Annotated in this window: 13 protein-coding genes; 11 read left to right on the forward strand and 2 right to left on the reverse strand. The window is 67.1% G+C overall.

Translation table 11 applies throughout. The features are described from left to right. The first annotated feature begins 28 nt into the window (after positions 1–28). The 5 genes from ACSQ25_RS09405 to ACSQ25_RS09425 all read left to right on the forward strand — a co-directional run bounded on the left by ACSQ25_RS09405 (position 29) and on the right by ACSQ25_RS09425 (position 8,087). Entirely contained in the window at positions 29–1,378 is a 1,350-nt protein-coding gene (locus tag ACSQ25_RS09405) for a glycoside hydrolase family 1 protein (protein WP_436105428.1), read from the forward strand. A 101-nt stretch (positions 1,379–1,479) separates the two neighbouring features. Then, positions 1,480–2,718, forward strand: coding sequence for an amidohydrolase family protein (locus ACSQ25_RS09410; RefSeq protein WP_436105429.1), 1,239 nt, complete (start codon positions 1,480–1,482; stop codon positions 2,716–2,718). Between the two features lie 9 nt (positions 2,719–2,727). Next, positions 2,728–3,606, forward strand: coding sequence for an alpha/beta hydrolase (locus ACSQ25_RS09415; protein ID WP_436105430.1), 879 nt, complete (start codon positions 2,728–2,730; stop codon positions 3,604–3,606). 34 nt (positions 3,607–3,640) lie between these two features. Then, entirely contained in the window at positions 3,641–6,985 is a 3,345-nt protein-coding gene (locus ACSQ25_RS09420; RefSeq protein WP_436105431.1) for a glycosyl hydrolase, read from the forward strand. A gap of 133 nt (positions 6,986–7,118) precedes the next feature. After that, positions 7,119–8,087: a LysR family transcriptional regulator gene (locus tag ACSQ25_RS09425; RefSeq protein WP_436105432.1), complete on the forward strand. Its 969-nt coding sequence runs from the start codon at positions 7,119–7,121 to the stop codon at positions 8,085–8,087. 8 nt (positions 8,088–8,095) lie between these two features. Here ACSQ25_RS09425 and ACSQ25_RS09430 read toward each other — a convergent pair whose 3' ends face one another. Continuing rightward, on the reverse strand, positions 8,096–9,028 hold the full coding sequence (locus ACSQ25_RS09430; RefSeq protein ID WP_436105433.1) for a helix-turn-helix domain-containing protein: 933 nt from the start codon (positions 9,026–9,028) through the stop codon (positions 8,096–8,098). A 121-nt stretch (positions 9,029–9,149) separates the two neighbouring features. On the opposite strand from ACSQ25_RS09430, the gene ACSQ25_RS09435 reads away from it, so the two are divergent. After that, positions 9,150–10,316: a 4-hydroxybenzoate 3-monooxygenase gene (locus ACSQ25_RS09435; protein WP_436105434.1), complete on the forward strand. Its 1,167-nt coding sequence runs from the start codon at positions 9,150–9,152 to the stop codon at positions 10,314–10,316. A gap of 4 nt (positions 10,317–10,320) precedes the next feature. On the opposite strand, the gene ACSQ25_RS09440 is transcribed toward ACSQ25_RS09435, so the two are convergent. After that, positions 10,321–11,532 (reverse strand): LysR family transcriptional regulator, encoded by a 1,212-nt coding sequence (locus ACSQ25_RS09440; RefSeq protein ID WP_436105435.1) that lies wholly within the window; start codon positions 11,530–11,532, stop codon positions 10,321–10,323. A 137-nt stretch (positions 11,533–11,669) separates the two neighbouring features. Between ACSQ25_RS09440 and ACSQ25_RS09445 the strand changes: the two genes are divergently transcribed. The 5 genes from ACSQ25_RS09445 to ligA are packed head-to-tail and all read left to right on the forward strand — an operon-like array spanning position 11,670 to position 15,893. Further along, a complete protein-coding gene (locus ACSQ25_RS09445; protein WP_436108044.1) occupies positions 11,670–12,695 on the forward strand; it encodes an amidohydrolase family protein in 1,026 nt (341 codons plus the stop codon). 17 nt (positions 12,696–12,712) lie between these two features. Continuing rightward, complete coding sequence (gene ligK, locus ACSQ25_RS09450) at positions 12,713–13,396, forward strand: 4-carboxy-4-hydroxy-2-oxoadipate aldolase/oxaloacetate decarboxylase (RefSeq protein WP_436108045.1); 684 nt, start codon at positions 12,713–12,715, stop codon at positions 13,394–13,396. 28 nt (positions 13,397–13,424) lie between these two features. Then, positions 13,425–14,507, forward strand: a complete 1,083-nt coding sequence (locus ACSQ25_RS09455) for a 4-oxalomesaconate tautomerase (RefSeq protein WP_436105436.1) — start codon at positions 13,425–13,427, stop codon at positions 14,505–14,507. A 32-nt stretch (positions 14,508–14,539) separates the two neighbouring features. Next, complete coding sequence (locus ACSQ25_RS09460) at positions 14,540–15,481, forward strand: amidohydrolase family protein (protein WP_436105437.1); 942 nt, start codon at positions 14,540–14,542, stop codon at positions 15,479–15,481. Next, complete coding sequence (ligA, locus tag ACSQ25_RS09465) at positions 15,468–15,893, forward strand: protocatechuate 4,5-dioxygenase subunit alpha (protein ID WP_436105438.1); 426 nt, start codon at positions 15,468–15,470, stop codon at positions 15,891–15,893. The genes ACSQ25_RS09460 and ligA overlap by 14 nt, the downstream gene beginning before the upstream one ends.

Here is a 15,893-nt window from a genome sequence, read left to right on the forward strand (position 1 = left end):
CGTTCATATAACAGGAGACGAGACAAGCATGGCACACATCAAGAACGAACTGAATGCACCACGCCGCAAACTGCTGGGCATGGGCACCGCGCTGGCCGGCGCCGCCCTGCTGCCGGGCGCCAGCCTGGCCGCGGCGAAAGCCGGCGGCAGCTTCCCGAAAGGCTTCCTGTGGGGCGCGGCGATCGCCGGCCACCAGGCGGAAGGCGACAACGTCAACAGCGACGCCTGGTTCCTGGAAAACACCACGCCCTCCGAATTCAGGGAACCCTCCGGTTCCGCAGTCGACCACTACCGCCTGTACGACCAGGACATCGGCATGCTGGCCTCGACGGGCATGAACACCTTCCGCTTTTCGATCGAATGGGCGCGCGTCGAGCCGGTGGAGGGGATGTTCTCGGTCGCGGCGCTGGAGCACTACCGCGACGTCCTGCAGGCCTGCCGCAAGCGCGGCATCAAGGCCATGGTCAGCTTCAACCATTTCGTGACCCCGCGCTGGTTCGCCGCGCGCGGCGGCTGGGAAGCGGAAGGCGCAGCGCAGCTGTTCGCGCGCTACTGCGACAAGGTCGCCCGCCACCTGGGCCACCTGATGGACTACGCGACCACCTTCAACGAGCCGAACCTGCCGCGCCTGCTGTTCGGCATCCCCGGCCCGCTGGCAGGCATGGCCGACAATCCCCGCATGCGCGAGATGCTGGCCAACGCCGGCAAGGCCACCGGCACCGGCAAGTTCTCGGCCTGGATCTTCGGCGACTTCGCGAAGATCGAGGCCGGCCTGCTGCAGGGGCACGCGCTGGCCTACCAGGCGATCAAAGCGGTCCGCCCGCAGCTGCCGGTCGGCCTGTCGATCGCGATTGCCGACGACCAAGCGGTGGACGGCGGCGAAGCGATGGTGGCGCGCAAGCGCGCGATCGCCTACGAACCATGGTTCAAAGCCCTGGAAGGTCATGGGGACTTCATCGGCGTGCAGACCTATACGCGCGAGTTGATCGGACCGGATGGTGTGCGCAAGCCGCCGAAGGACGCCGTGATCACGTCCGCCCACATGGAGCTCTACCCGCAGGCGCTGGAAGCAACAATCCGCTACACGGCGCAGAACCTGAAGTTGCCGATCTACGTGACGGAGAACGGCATCTCGACCAATGACGACGCCCAGCGCATCGCCTACATCCAGACCGCTGTCGGCGGCGTGGCGAAGTGCCTGAAAAGCGGCATCGACGTGCGCGGCTACATCCACTGGTCGCTGATCGACAACTTCGAGTGGATCTTCGGCTATGGGCCGCAGTTCGGCCTGATCGGCGTCGACCGCAGCACCATGAAACGGACCATCAAGCCGAGCGCTTTCGTACTCGGGAAGATCGCCAAGGCCAACGGCGTCTAGCGATAGCAGGTATCACGAAACTAGGCTTTGGCCGCCACGGCGCCGCCGCTAAGCTGAAGCCTGGATCAAGAAAAACGACGTACACCAGAGGAGAGAACAACGTGGGCGGAATCATTTTTAACAACGTACGCATCTTCGACGGAGCGCAGCTGCGTCCCGGCTGCGGCGCCGTGCGCGTGGAGGGCAACAGCATCACCGAAGTCGGCAACGGCAGCATCCTTCCCCAGCCGGGCGACCGCGTGATCGAGGGGCAGGGGATGACTCTGATGCCCGGCCTGGTCGAAGCCCATGCCCACCTGTCCTGGCCGAGTTCGGTCGAGCGCTTCGTGCCCGGCATGTCGCTGCCGCCGGAAGACCTGGTGCTGACCACCGCGCGCAATGCGCGCATCCTGCTGGACCATGGCTTCACCAGCGCCTATTCGGCCGGTGCGCTCAGCAAGACGGTTGAAGTGGTGCTCAACAGCTTCATCACCAGCGGCGGCATGCCGGGACCGCGCCTGGTGGCGTCGTCGATCGAACGCTCGCCGCCCCAGGACAATGCGGAACTCGATCCGGGCGAGGTGGCCGACCACGGCAGCGGACCGGAAGCGATGCGCGCCTTCGTCCGCCAGTGCGCGACGCTCGGCGCCAAGTCGGTGAAGTTCCTGCTGTCGGGCGAGGATGCGCTGATGCCCGGCGCCTCGCAGCAGCTGCTCTACACCCAGGAAGAAGCCAGCGCCGCCGGCGAGCAGGCACGCGCATCCGGCGTCTGGCTGGCCTGCCATGCCCAGGCGGCCGAAGCGGTGAAGATGGCCCTGCGCGCCAACTTCCGCGTGCTGTACCACTGCACCTATGCCGACGAAGAAGCGCTCGACATGCTGGAGGCGAAGCGCGACGAGATCTATATCGCGCCGGCGATCGGCATCATCCAGGCAACCCTGGACGCGGCGCCGCCGCCGCACTTCGACATGAGCCACATGAAGCGCAGCGCCGCCGAGGTGCTGGAATTGCAGAAGAAGCTGATTCCCGAGCTGAAGCGGCGCGGCCTGAAGATCCTGCCGGGCGGCGACTACGGTTTCCCGTTCAACCCGAACGGGCGCAATGCGCGCGACCTCGAACTCTTCGTCCAGCATTTCGGCTATACCCCGGAGGAAGCCCTGTCGGCCGCCACCATGCTGGGCGGTGAACTGATGGGCATGGGCGACAAGCTGGGCCAAGTCCGGCCCGGCTTCCTGGCCGACCTGCTGCTGGTCGACGGCGACCCGGTGGCGGACGTCACCGTGCTGCAGGACCGCAGCCGCCTGCGCGCCATCATGAAGGACGGGCGCTTCCACAAGGATCCGGCGCTGGCGGCGCTGTAAGGAGGCTGGATGACGCAAAACCTCCTCGAACAGCAGATCCGGGCCGCCGGCCCGGTAATCGATCCGCCCGCGGCAAAGGCCCTGTATGCGCCGCTGCTGCGCGACACGCCGCACGGCGGCGCCGTGGTGAGCGACATCGCCTATGGCCCGGATGAGCGCCACCGGCTGGACGTCTACCTGCCGCTCGGCGCCTCCAGGCCGGCGCCGGTCGTCGTGTTCCTGCACGGCGGCGGCTTCATTCGCGGCGACAAGGCCGACCGCGACCACGTCGGCCACTACTTTTCGCGCCACGGCGTGCTGGCGGTGCTGCCCAACTACCGTCTCGGGCCGCGTCACCGCTGGCCGGCCGGGGCCGAAGACGTGGCGGCGGTGCTGGCCTGGACCCGCTCCCATGTGGCGGCGCACGGCGGCGACCCGGAGCACATCGTGCTGGCCGGAGAATCCGCGGGCGCTGCCCACGTCGCGGCCGCGACCCTGCTGCGGCGCTTCCATCCGGCAGAAGGCTTGCGCATCGCCGGCGCCTGGCTGACATCGGGCGTCTACAACGCCGAACTCGAACTGCTGGCGCGCCGCCAGCTCGGCATCGCCACGCCCGACCCCCGCAACGAAGCCTATTTCGGCCCGGATTTCGCGAACTACCGGACGATGTCGACGGTGGCCCAGATCGACGCCGAACCCTTCCCGCTGGCGATCAGCTATGCGGAACTGGACCCGGTCCAGATGCAGGCGCAGGCAGGGGAGCTGTTCGCGCGCCTGGTCACGCGGCACGGCTTCCAGCCGCAGATCTCGGTGGTACCCGGCCACAATCACCTGTCGCAGGTATATTCGATCAATACCGGCGACGAGCGGCTCGCGGGACGGATGCTTGCCTTCGTGCGCAATCCATAGGCCGCACATTAAAAAAAAATCTGGAGACAAGAACGTGATAGACAAACGCAGCATCCGTCTCGCCATCCTGCTCATGGCCGCGCCCTGGCTGGCATCGGCCGCCGGCCCCGATCCCATCGTTGCGGGCTTCAGCGATCCACCCCAGTCCGCGCGCCCGCGCGTCTGGTGGCACTGGATGAACGGGAACGTGAGCAAGGAAGGCATCCGCAAGGACATCGAGTGGATGGCCCGTTCCGGCCTGGGCGGCATGCAGAATTTCGATGCCCAGATGATGACGCCGCAGCTGGTCGAGAAGCGCCTGGTCTACATGGATCCGGACTGGTCCGACGCCTTCCGGTATTCAGCGCAGCTGGCCGAGCAGAAGGGCCTGGAGTTCGGCATCGCGGCCTCGCCGGGATGGAGCGAGACCGGCGGCCCCTGGGTGAAGCCGAAGGACGGCATGAAGAAGCTGGTGTGGAGCACCGCCACCGTGGACGGCGGCAAGCCGCTCAGGCTGAAGCTGCCGGAGGTGCCGCAGACCACCGGGCCCTTCCAGGACATCTTCGTCCTGCCCGACATCATCGGACACCGCCCGGACCCGAAGGCGCTGGCCCGCTTCGGCGACAGCATCGGCGTCTACGCCTATCCGGCGCCGGCCGAGGCGCTGCCCACGCCCACCATCCGGGTCGCCGGCAAGACCGTGGACGCGGCCGCGCTGGAAACCCTGGAGGAGGGCGACATCGTGGAAGTCGCGGCGCCGGCGCCCGGCGAATCGATCGTGATCACCCTCGATTATCCCGCCCCGCAGACCGTGCGCTCGGCCACGCTGTTCTTCCAGGGCGTGACCAATATCTTCGACCGGGCGGCCTATACGTCGACGCTCGAAGCCAGTACCGACGGGCAGGGCTGGCGCAAGGTCGCCGAGCTTCCGCTGCAGCTGGTGCCGGGCACCGCGGGCTTCGCGCCCGTGACCGCGGCGCACTTCCGGGTCGTGGTCAGCGCCAATCCGCCGGTGCTCAAGCCGGCCTTCATCCCGGTGGCCGGCGCCGACCCCGGCCCCTTCGGCGCGATCAGGAAAACCAAGCCCTTGCGCCTGAGCCAGTTGGCCCTGTCGGCCCAGCCCAGGGTGAACCAGTTCGAGGCCAAGGCTGGCTTTGCCACCGTGGACGACTACTACGCGCTCGATGCCGGCATCGATGGGGGCGAGGCAGGGATCGCGCCGGATGCCGTCATCGACTTGACGGGCAAGGTGGCGCGCGACGGCACGCTGGCGTGGACGCCGCCGCCGGGCAGGTGGCGCATCCTGCGCCTCGGGTATTCGCTGACCGGCATCGAAAACCATCCGGCCACGCCCGAAGCCACCGGCCTGGAGGTGGACAAGTTCGACGGCAGGGCGGTGCGCGACTACCTCGAGACCTACCTCGGGAAGTACCAGGCGGCCGCGGGCAAGGACCTGGTCGGGGCACGCGGCGTGCGCGCCATGGTCACCGACAGCACCGAGGTGGGCACGGCCAACTGGACGCCCCGGATGCTGGAACAGTTCAGGCGCCTGCGCGGCTACGACGCGCGGCCATGGCTGCCGGCCCTGGCCGGCGTCGTCATCGGTAACCGCGCCCGTACCGACGCCTTCCTGTACGACTACCGGCGTACCCTGGCCGACCTCATGGCGAGCGAGCACTACGGCACGCTGGCGAAGGTCAGCCGCGAAAAGGGGATCCGGATCTACGGCGAGGCCCTCGAAACCGCCCGCGTCACCTTCGGCGACGACATGGCGATGCGCAGCCATGCCGACGTGCCGATGGCCGCGATGTGGACCTACCGTCCGGAGCATGGCCCGAACCCCACCGCCATCGCGGACATGCGCGGCGCGGCCTCGGTGTCGCACCTGTACGGGCAGAACCTGGTGGCCGCCGAATCGCTGACCAGCGCGATGTCGCCCTGGGCGTTTTCGCCGGCCGACCTGCGTCCCATGATCGACATGGAATTCGCCAACGGGGTCAACCTGCCGGTCATCCATACCTCGGTCCACCAGCCGCTGGACGACGCCCGCAAGCCCGGCCTGTCGCTGGCGATCTTCGGCCAGTACTTCAACCGCAACGAGACCTGGGCCGAGATGGCGCGGCCCTGGGTCGACTACATGGCGCGCAGCGCCTTCCTGCTGCAGCAGGGCCGCTTCTACGCCGACGTCGCCTATTTCTACGGCGAGGAAGCGCCCCTGGTGGCCCTGTACAAGAACGGGCAGCCGCCGGATGCGCCGCGCCGCTACGCCTATGACTTCGTCAACCCCGACGCATTGCTGAACAAATTGTCGGTGAAGGACGGCGACCTGGTCGCGCAGAGCGGGGCGCGCTACCGCCTGCTCTTCCTGGGCGGAAGCAGCCACCGCATGACGCTGGCGACGCTGCGTCGGATTCACGCCCTGGCCGGCGCGGGCGCGACCATCGTCGGGCAGGCGCCCGTCGCCTCGCCGGCGCTGGCCGACGATCCGAAGCAGTTCAAGGCACTGGTCAAGCGTATGTGGAGCGGCGCGCCGGAGACACGGGTCGGCAAGGGCAGGGTGGTGAACGGCCGCGAGGTCGAATCCGTGCTGGCGTCGATCGGCCAGCAGCCCGACGTCGAATTCGCGTCGCCGGGCGACACGCCGCTGCTGTTCGTCCATCGCCGGCTGGGCGATGGCGACCTGTATTTCGTCAGCAACCGCAGCGCGAAGGCGGTCGCGACCGAGGCGCGCTTCAATGTGCGCGGCAAGGCGGCGGACCTGTGGCATGCCGATAGCGGGAAGACCGAAGCCACGAGCTACCGCAGCGAAGGAAAGCGGACGGCGGTCCCGCTCGCGCTGGGGGCGAACGAATCCGTCTTTGTCGTGTTCCGCCGGCCGGCCACCGCGCCTGCGCTGACCGTGGCCACGCCGGCATGGTCGACGCTGACGACGCTGGCGAGCGGCTGGACCTTGCGCTTCGACGGCCTGGGAGCGCCGCAGCCCATCGTGAACGCGGGCCTGGGCTCGCTGACGGACAGCAGCGACCCGCAGGTGAAGTACTTCTCAGGGAGCGCCGTCTATCGCAGCAGCTTCACCCTGCCTGCCGGCGTCGCGCCGGGCGCCGCCATGAAGCTCGATCTCGGCCGGGTGGGCGATGTGGCGGAAGTCTCGGTCAACGGCAAGCCGGCCGGCATCGCCTGGAAACCGCCTTATCAGGTCGACATCGGTGCGCTGGTGGTCGAGGGCAGCAATGTCGTGGAAGTGCGGGTGGCGAACCTGTGGGTCAACCGGATGGTCGGCGACGCCCAGCCGGGGGCAAAGAGAGTGAGCTTCACGGCGGCGCCGACCTACGTCGCCGATGCGCCGCTGCGGCCGTCGGGGCTGATCGGACCGGTGACGCTGCAGGTTCGCAGTAACTAGTCGGCCACATGAGCAAGTGGGTCCGCGTCGCGGTTTTACGCCCGGCGCGGACGTTTTTTCGTGACAGGAGGGGCAAAGATAAATACAGTAAGGAAATAAGTTTTACGTATCATCAGAAAGCTGGAGACAAGACATGCGATTCAACAGGCTTGACCTGAACCTGCTGCTGGCGCTCGACGCACTGCTGGAGGAACAGAACATCACGCGCGCGGCCGCCCGTGTGAACGTGAGCCAATCGGCGATGAGCGGCATGCTGGCGCGCCTGCGCGAGTTTTTCGAGGACGACCTGCTGGCGGCGGTCGGCCGCAACATGGAGCTGACGGTGCTCGGGCGCCAGCTGGTCGGCCCGGTGCGTGACCTGATCCTGCACATCCACACCACGGTCGGCATGCGCGTCAGCTTCGACCCCGCGCGCGAAACGCGCTGCATGAAGATCATGGCCTCGGATTACGCGATCGAGGTCTTCCTCAACAAGGTGGTGGCGCGCGTGCTGCGCGACGCACCCAACATGACCCTGGACCTGGTGTCGCTGTCAGAGGACGCGGCCGAAAAGCTGCGGCGGGGGGAGAACGATTTCCTGATCATTCCACGTAACTTCCTCGATCCCGAGCATCCGCAGCGGATGCTCTTCGAAGACCACTACTGCGCCGTCATCTGGGAAGGCAATACCCAAGTGGGCGACACCCTCGATGCGGCCACCTACGAAAGCATGATGCACATCGCGCCGATGCTGGGCCGACCACGCTCGCCGACCGTGGAAGAGCTCATGCTGCGGGCCCAGAACGTCAAGCGCAAGATCCGCGTCACGACCTTCGACTTCACCAGCATGGCGACGGCCCTGGTCGGCACCGACCTGGTGGCGACCATGCATACCCGCCTGGCGCTTGCCTGCGCCCGCCGCCTGCCGATCCGCGTGCTGCCGCTGCCCTACGAGCTGCCGGTGCTGGCCGAATGCCTGCAATGGCATCGGTACCAGGAAAACGATCCATGCCATATCTGGCTGCGCGGGATCATGCTGGAAATCGCGCGCGGCCTGCCGTCGCGCGAGGAGCTGCCGATGGCGCCGTTCAGCGCCGCGGCGCTGGCGTCCTTCAAGGCCTGAAAAACGTCTCAGCTGGCCTCGGTGCCGCTCTGCTGCGGCGCCTGGCGGTATTCCCTCGGCGTGACGCCGAAACGTTTCTTGAACAGGCGGCTGAAATAGGCCGGATCCTGGAAACCGAGTTCGTAGGCGATGCTCGCCACGCCCGCCGGCAGGTAAGTCAGCTGGCGGCAGGCTTCCAGCAGCAGGCGCTCCTGCGCGATGTCGAAGGCGCTGCGCCCGGCGATGCGCAGGCACAGGCGGTTCAGCCGGGTCGGCGTCACCCGCAACGCCGCCGCATACTGGCCGACCTGCCACTGCTCCTTGTAGCGCGCCTCGACTTCAGCGCGAAAGCGCGTGTACAGCGCGAAGTCGCCACGGCCGGACTGGTCGGCCAGGCGGTGCTCGGCCTGGGCCCGCACCAGCAGCAGCAGGGCGGCGCGCGCCAGCCATTCGAGGATCAGCTCATGGCCCGGCTGGGGCCCGGCCGCCTCGAGCAGCAGCTGTTCCAGTAGCGATTCCAGCCGCGTACGGGTCGCGCCGCCGGGCGCCAGCGCGATCGTCAGCGGCTCGACGAACAGGGGCGCGAACAACTCGCCATGGTCGCGCGCGGTGGCGAACAGCACCTGCTGGTCGATGGTGAGCACATAGCCTTGCGCCTGTTCCGAAAAATCGAAGCCATGCACCAGCGCGGGGTGGATGGTGATCGCCACCGGACCGGTGCATTCCCGGACTTCGTCGCCGATGCTCGCCCTTACCTCGCCGGCGAATAAAAAAAGTACCTGGAACAGGCCGCGGTGAACGTGCGTGCCGATGTGCCAGTCATACAGGCGGCTGCGCGTTTCGATCAGTTCGATGTGGACGGCCTCCGCGCTGTCGGCCTGTGCCTGCTCGCCGTACAGGGCAAACTGCGGGATCTCGCGCGAGGGGCGCGATAGTCGGGTGGGAGGAAGGGGCTTGGCCATGGAATGAATCGTGAAAACCTGCGGGTGTCAAAATAGTACAAGTCATTTGCGCTTTCATCCATTCTTTTCGCGCAGGTCCGGCACTACGATGGGTCCATACCAACACCCATCGGAGACAATCATGCGCACCCAGGTCGCCATCATCGGCGCCGGCCCCGCGGGCCTGCTGCTTTCCCACCTGCTGCACCTGCAGGGCATCGAATCGGTCGTGCTCGAAACGCGCAGCAGGGAGGAGATCGAATCGACGATCCGCGCCGGCGTGCTCGAGCAGGGCACCATGGACATCCTCACCGACAGCGGCGTCGGCGCGCGCATGCGGGCGGAGGGCGCGCTGCACCACGGCTTCGAGCTGGCCTTCAACGGGCAGCGCCACCGCATCGACCTGCACGAGCTGACCGGCAAGGCCATTACCGTCTACGCCCAGCACGAGGTGATCAAGGACCTGGTGGCGGCGCGCGCGGCGGCCGGCGGCCAGATGTTCTTCGGAGTGCGCCATGTGGGCCTGCACGACACCGGCACCGAGCATCCATCGGTCACCTTCGTGCACCAGGGCGCAGCGTTTCGTATCGATGCCGACTTCATCGCCGGCTGCGACGGCTTCCACGGCGTATCGCGCCCGGCCATGCCGCAGGCTGGACGCAATGACTACGAACGCATCTACCCGTTTGGCTGGTTCGGCATCCTGGTCGAGGCGCCGCCGTCCGCGCCGGAACTCATCTACGCCCGCCACGAGCGCGGCTTTGCGCTGGTCAGCACCCGTTCGCCGACGGTGCAGCGCATGTACTTCCAGTGCGACCCGAAGGACACGGTGGACAACTGGTCGGACGACCGCATCTGGGCCGAGATGCATGCCCGCACCGAGGGCGCCGACGGCTGGCGCCTGACCGAAGGGAAGATCTTCCAGAAGAACGTGGTCGGCATGCGCAGCTTTGTGTCGACGCCGATGCAGGCCGGGCGCCTGTTCCTGGCCGGCGACGCCGCCCACATCGTGCCGCCGACCGGGGCCAAGGGCATGAACCTGGCGGTATCGGACGTGAATTTCCTGGCCCAGGGCCTGGAGCAGTTCTACAGGCAGGGCCGCAGCGATCGCCTGGAGCGCTACACCGACGATGCGCTCAAGCGCGTCTGGCGCGCCGAATACTTCTCGTGGTGGATGACCAGCATGCTGCACACCTTCGCCGATGCCTCGCCCTTCCAGCGCGAGGTCCAGCGCGCCGAACTGGAGAACGTGGTGGCGTCGCGCGCACTGGCGACGGCGCTGGCGGAGAACTACGTCGGGGCCTTTTGAGTGCTTACTGCCGGTGCCATAGTGCGCTCACGGAATCGATCTCGTCCAGCAACGCGCGGGCGCCGGGCGCAAGCAGTGCACCCTTGCGCGTCATGATGCCGATCGAGCGCTCCATGCCGGGCATGTCGAAAGGAAGCATGGCAAGTTGCGCGGTCTCGATCTCGTAATGCAACTGGTGCGCAGAGACCACGGTCAGCATGTCGCTCGAGACGAGCAGGCCGCGCAGCAGGGCCAGGTCGCCCGTTTCCACCGTCGGATCGGGTGGCGCCAGTCCCTGGTTCCGGAAGAAATGGACGAGCGATTCACGCACCGGGGTGCCCGCGCGCGACAGCACCCAGGGATAGCCCGCCAGGTCGTCGATGCGCAGCCGCTTCCTTGCCGCCAGCGGATGTCCGGCGCGCGCCACCAGCGCCGCCTTGTCCCCGAACAGGGCACGCGAGACGAAGGCGTCGCCGGGGTTGCTGCGCAAGGCCCCGACGATGAAGTCGATGCGGCCGCTGAGCAGCCCGGCGGTGAGTTCGCCGTAGGGACTTTCGAGCGAGCGCACATGCAGCCGCGGGTGGCGCCGCAAGACCGCCGTGATCGCCGCCGGCAGCAACTGGGAACGCGCCAGCGGCAGCGCGCCGATCGTCACCGTGCCCTGCACGACGCCGGCCAGGGCTGCCACGTCTTCGGGAATGTGGCGCAGCTCGGCCAGTACACGTTCGAAGCGCTCGATCCAGCGCTGGCCGCCATCGGTGGGCAGCATGCCGTGCGCGGTGCGCAGGAACAGCGGCTGGCCGAGCATGTCTTCCAGCCGCGCGATCGCCTGGCTGACGGCCGACTGCGAGCTGCCGATCGCCTGCGCGACGGTCGGCATGTGGTGAACCTCGGCCAGCAGCGCCGCAGCCTGCAGGCGGCGCTCGTTGAGCAGTGCCTCGATGCCGCCGACCTTCGGCCCGTTCCGGTCCTGCGTACGTACCGCATCGTCGCGCACGCCTTGCAGCTCGGCCTCGATGCGCTCGGCGCGCAGGCGGACCACCTCGCCGGCGGCGGTGAGCAGCATCCCTCGTCCCTTTCGCTCGAACAGCTGCACGCCGAGACTCTCTTCGAGGGCGGCGACCGAGCGCGCCACCGCCGACGACGCGCGATACAGGGATTCGGACGAGCGCCGGATGCCCCCCACGGCAGCGACGACGCGGAAGGCATGCAGATGGCGGAGGCTGACGATGCGCATGGTGTCGGAGCGGGTAATAAGTAAATTGGAACAGTTTAAGGCAAACAACGCAACCACGGGGCGAACCCCGGCAAGGATACTTGCCACATCAACGCGACATTGAAATGCGAACCCGGAGACCACCCATGCGCAAGCCCCTGATCATCGATTGCCACGGCCATTACACGACCGCGCCGAAAGCGCTGGAAGAGTGGCGCAATCGCCAGATCGCGAACCTGAACACCCCGGAACTGGGGCCCAAAGTGTCAGAGCTGAAGATCAGCGACGACGAGCTGCGCGATTCGATCGAGACCAACCAGCTGCGCCTGATGAAGGAGCGCGGCTCGGACCTGACGATCTTCTCGCCGCGCGCCAGCTTCATGGCCCATCACATCGGCAACTTCGAGACCAGCGCCACCTGGGCCGCCATCTGCAACGAGCTGTGCTACCGCGTCTCCCAGCTGTTCCCGGACAGCTTCATCGGCGCGGCCATGCTGCCGCAGTCCCCCGGCGTCGACCCGGCGACCTCCATTCCCGAGCTGGAACGCTGCGTCAAGGAATACGGCATGGTCGGCATCAACCTGAATCCGGACCCCTCGGGCGGCCACTGGACGGCGCCGCCGTTATCAAGCCGGTCCTGGTACCCGATCTACGAGAAGATGGTCGAATACGGGATCCCGGCGATGGTCCACGTGAGCACCAGCTGCAATCCGTGCTTCCACACCACCGGTTCGCACTACCTGAACGCCGATACCACGGCCTTCATGCAATTCCTGACCAGCGACCTGTTCAAGGACTTCCCGACCCTGAAGTTCCTGATCCCGCATGGCGGCGGGGCCGTTCCCTACCACTGGGGACGCTTCCGCGGCCTGGCCCAGGAAATGAAGAAGCCGCTGCTGTCCGAGCACCTGCTGAATAACATCTTCTTCGATACCTGCGTCTACCACCAGCCGGGCATCGACCTGCTCACCAAGGTCATCCCGACGAAGAACGTGCTGTTCGCCTCCGAGATGATCGGCGCGGTGCGCGGCATCGATCCGGAGACCGGCCACTATTACGACGACACCAAGCGCTACGTCGAGGCGGCGAACATCAGCATTGAGGACCGCTTCCAGATCTTCGAAGGCAATGCCCGCCATGTCTATCCGCGCCTCGACGCCGCCTTGACAAAGAAAGGACTGTAAACATGAGCACCTCCCTGATGAACCAGCTCGGCATCGTCAAGCGCAAGATCGAGCGCGCCGACCCTGCGGCGGTCGAGCAGCTCGGCCGCCTCGGCAGCGCCACGGTGCACGAAGCGATGGGCCGCGTTGGCCTGCTGAAGCCCTATATGCGTCCGATCTATCCTGGCGCCTCCGCTGCCGGCACCGCCGTGACGGTCCTGCTGCACCCGGGCGACAACTGGATGATGCACGTGGTGGCCGAACAGATCCGGCCGGGCGACATCGTGGTAGCAAGCATCACCGCCGAATGCAGCGACGGCTACTTCGGCGACCTGCTGGCTACCAGCTTCATGGCGCGCGGGGCACGGGCGCTGGTCATCGACGCCGGCGTGCGTGACGTGCGCATCCTGAAGGAGATGGGTTTCCCGGTATGGAGCAAGGCGATCAGCGCCAAGGGATGCATCAAGTCGACGCTCGGTTCGGTGAACGTGCCGGTGATATGCGCCGGCGCCTTCGTGAACCCGGGCGACGCGATCATTGCCGACGACGACGGCGTGGTGGTGGTGCCGGCGGCGGACGCGGCGCGCGTGGCCGCGGTGGCGCAGAAGCGCGAAGACCTGGAAGGCGAGAAGCGCGCCAAGCTGGCTTCCGGCGTGCTGGGGCTCGACATGTACAACATGCGCGGTCCGCTCGAGCAGGCCGGTCTCAAGTACATCGACTGAAGCCCGCGGACAAGGCAGAATCCTCATCATGCAAACAGCTATCCCCAGCTTCTTCATGCGTGGCGGCACCTCGCGCGGGCCTTTCTTCCTCGAGTCGGACCTGCCCGCGGAGACGGCGGCGCGCGACCGGGTCCTGCTCGCCGTCATGGGCTCGCCGGATCCCCGGCAGATCGACGGCCTCGGCGGCGCCCACCCCCTGACGAGCAAGGTCGGCATCGTCCGCAAGAGCGCCGTGCCCGGCGTCGATCTCGATTTCCTGTTTGCCCAGCTGCAGCCGAACAAGGACCTGGTCGACACCACGCCCAACTGCGGGAACATGCTGGCCGCCGTGGTGCCCTTCGCCCTCGAGCGCGGCATCGTGCAGGCGCAGGGCGACAGCACGACGCTGCGTGTCCTCACCCTGAACACCGACATGCAGTGCGACATTACGGTCCAGACACCTGGCGGCCGGGTCGCCTACGAAGGCGAGGCGCGGATCGACGGCGTGCCGGGGACCTCCGCACCCATCACCATCAACTTCCTCGATACCGAGGGCTCGGTGTGTTCCAGCCTGCTGCCGACCGGGCAGGTGCGCGACACCATCGACGGCGTCGAGGTGAGCTGCATCGACAACGGCATGCCGCTGGTGCTGTTCCGCGCCGACGCCGTGGAGCGTACCGGCTACGAAAGCGTCGACGAGCTCAATGCGGATGTCGCACTCAAGGCACGCATCGAGCGCCTGCGCATCGCCTGCGGGCATGCGATGGGCCTGGGCGACGTCACCAGCAAGAACTACCCGAAGATGACCCTGGTTGCCGCGCCGCGCGCGGGCGGAAGCCTGTGCACGCGCAGCTTCATCCCCCATGTCTGTCACGACGCGATCGGCGTGCTGGCGGCCGTGACGGTCGGTACCGCCTGTGTGCTGCCCGGCTCGGTGACCGAGGGCCTGGCCGTGGTCCCGGAAGGGCAGGTGAAGGCGATCTCGGTCGAGCATCCGACCGGCGAATTCAGCGTCGAACTCGAGCTGGATCCAGTCACCCCCAACAAGGTCGTGCGCGCCGCCCTGCTGCGTACCGCGCGCCTGATCATGCGCGGGGAAGTGATGGTGCCGGCCCGCGCGCTGGCCGCTTGACCCCTTATTATTCGATTATCGTAGGAGACGCAGTGAATCCTGACACCAGCTTCGCCAAGAGCCCCGGTTGGCTCGACTGGTACGCCGGCCCGACAAAACCGCAGTTCGTCCTGCCCCCGGGCGCGGTCGACGCCCATTGCCACGTGTTCGGCCCGGGCGAGCGTTTTCCCTATGCGCCGGAGCGTAAGTACACGCCCTGCGACGCCAGCCGCGAGCAGCTGTTCGCCCTGCGCGACCACCTCGGCTTCAGCCGCAACGTGATCGTGCAGGCCACCTGCCACGGCGCCGACAACCGCGCCATGGTCGACGCCTGCCTGGCCTCGAAGGGCAGGGCGCGCGGCGTGGCCACCGTGCGCCGTACCGTGAGCGACGAGGAACTCCAGGCTCTCCATGACGCCGGCGTGCGCGGCGTGCGTTTCAATTTCGTCAAGCGCCTGGTCGACTTCACCCCCAAGGACGAGCTGTTGGAAATCGCCGGCCGCATCGCCCGCTTCGGCTGGCACGTCGTGGTGTACTTCGAGGCCCAGGACCTGCCCGAGCTGTGGGACTTCTTCTCCGCGCTGCCGACCACAGTGGTGGTGGACCACATGGGCCGCCCCGACGTCAGCGGCGGCGTCGACGGCCCCGAGTTCGCGCTGTTCCTGGACTTCATGCGCAAGCACCCGAATGTCTGGAGTAAGGTAAGCTGCCCGGAGCGCCTCAGCGTGACCGGCCCGAAGGCGCTCGACGGCGAGCGCATGCCCTACCGCGACGTCATTCCCTTCGCGCGCCGGGTGGTCGAGGAGTTCCCGGACCGCGTCCTGTGGGGCACCGACTGGCCGCACCCGAACCTGAAAGACCATATGCCCGACGACGGACTGCTGGTGGAAATCATTCCCCACATCGCCCCCACGCCCGCACTGCAGCGCAAGCTGCTCGTCGATAACCCCATGCGGCTGTACTGGCCGGAGGAGACCGATCATGGCACTCGATAAATCCTACCTGGACGTGCCCGGCACGGTCGTCTTCGACGCCGAGCAGTCGCGCAAGGGTTACTGGCTGAACCAATTCTGCATGTCCCTCATGAAAGCCGAGAACCGCGCGCGCTTCAAGGCGGACGAGCGGGCCTACCTGGACGAGTGGGCGATGAGCGAGGAGCAGAAGCAGGCGGTGCTGGCGCGCGACCTGAACTGGTGCATTCGCCTGGGGGGCAACATCTACTTCCTGGCCAAGATCGGCGCGACGGACGGCAGGAGCTTCCAGCAGATGGCCGGCTCGATGACCGGCATGACGGAAGAAGAATACCGCAACATGATGATCAATGGCGGCCGCTCGGTCGAGGGCAACCGCTACACCGGCGAAGACGGTGACGCGCAGGCGCATCGCCAGCCACAAGGAAAGCACTGA

It is taken from the genome of Massilia sp. LjRoot122, from assembly GCF_964252725.1.
Lineage (GTDB): Bacteria > Pseudomonadota > Gammaproteobacteria > Burkholderiales > Burkholderiaceae_D > Telluria.

Coding starts and splice junctions, on each gene's coding strand:
- ACSQ25_RS09425 (WP_436105432.1), top strand. CDS start 7,119: ATGCGATTCAACAGGCTTGACCTGAACCTGCTGCTGGCGCTCGACGCA.
- ACSQ25_RS09435 (WP_436105434.1), top strand. CDS start 9,150: ATGCGCACCCAGGTCGCCATCATCGGCGCCGGCCCCGCGGGCCTGCTG.
- ACSQ25_RS09455 (WP_436105436.1), top strand. CDS start 13,425: ATGCAAACAGCTATCCCCAGCTTCTTCATGCGTGGCGGCACCTCGCGC.
- ligA (WP_436105438.1), top strand. CDS start 15,468: ATGGCACTCGATAAATCCTACCTGGACGTGCCCGGCACGGTCGTCTTC.
- ACSQ25_RS09405 (WP_436105428.1), top strand. CDS start 29: ATGGCACACATCAAGAACGAACTGAATGCACCACGCCGCAAACTGCTG.
- ACSQ25_RS09430 (WP_436105433.1), bottom strand. CDS start 9,028: ATGGCCAAGCCCCTTCCTCCCACCCGACTATCGCGCCCCTCGCGCGAG.
- ACSQ25_RS09415 (WP_436105430.1), top strand. CDS start 2,728: ATGACGCAAAACCTCCTCGAACAGCAGATCCGGGCCGCCGGCCCGGTA.
- ligK (WP_436108045.1), top strand. CDS start 12,713: ATGAACCAGCTCGGCATCGTCAAGCGCAAGATCGAGCGCGCCGACCCT.
- ACSQ25_RS09440 (WP_436105435.1), bottom strand. CDS start 11,532: ATGCGCATCGTCAGCCTCCGCCATCTGCATGCCTTCCGCGTCGTCGCT.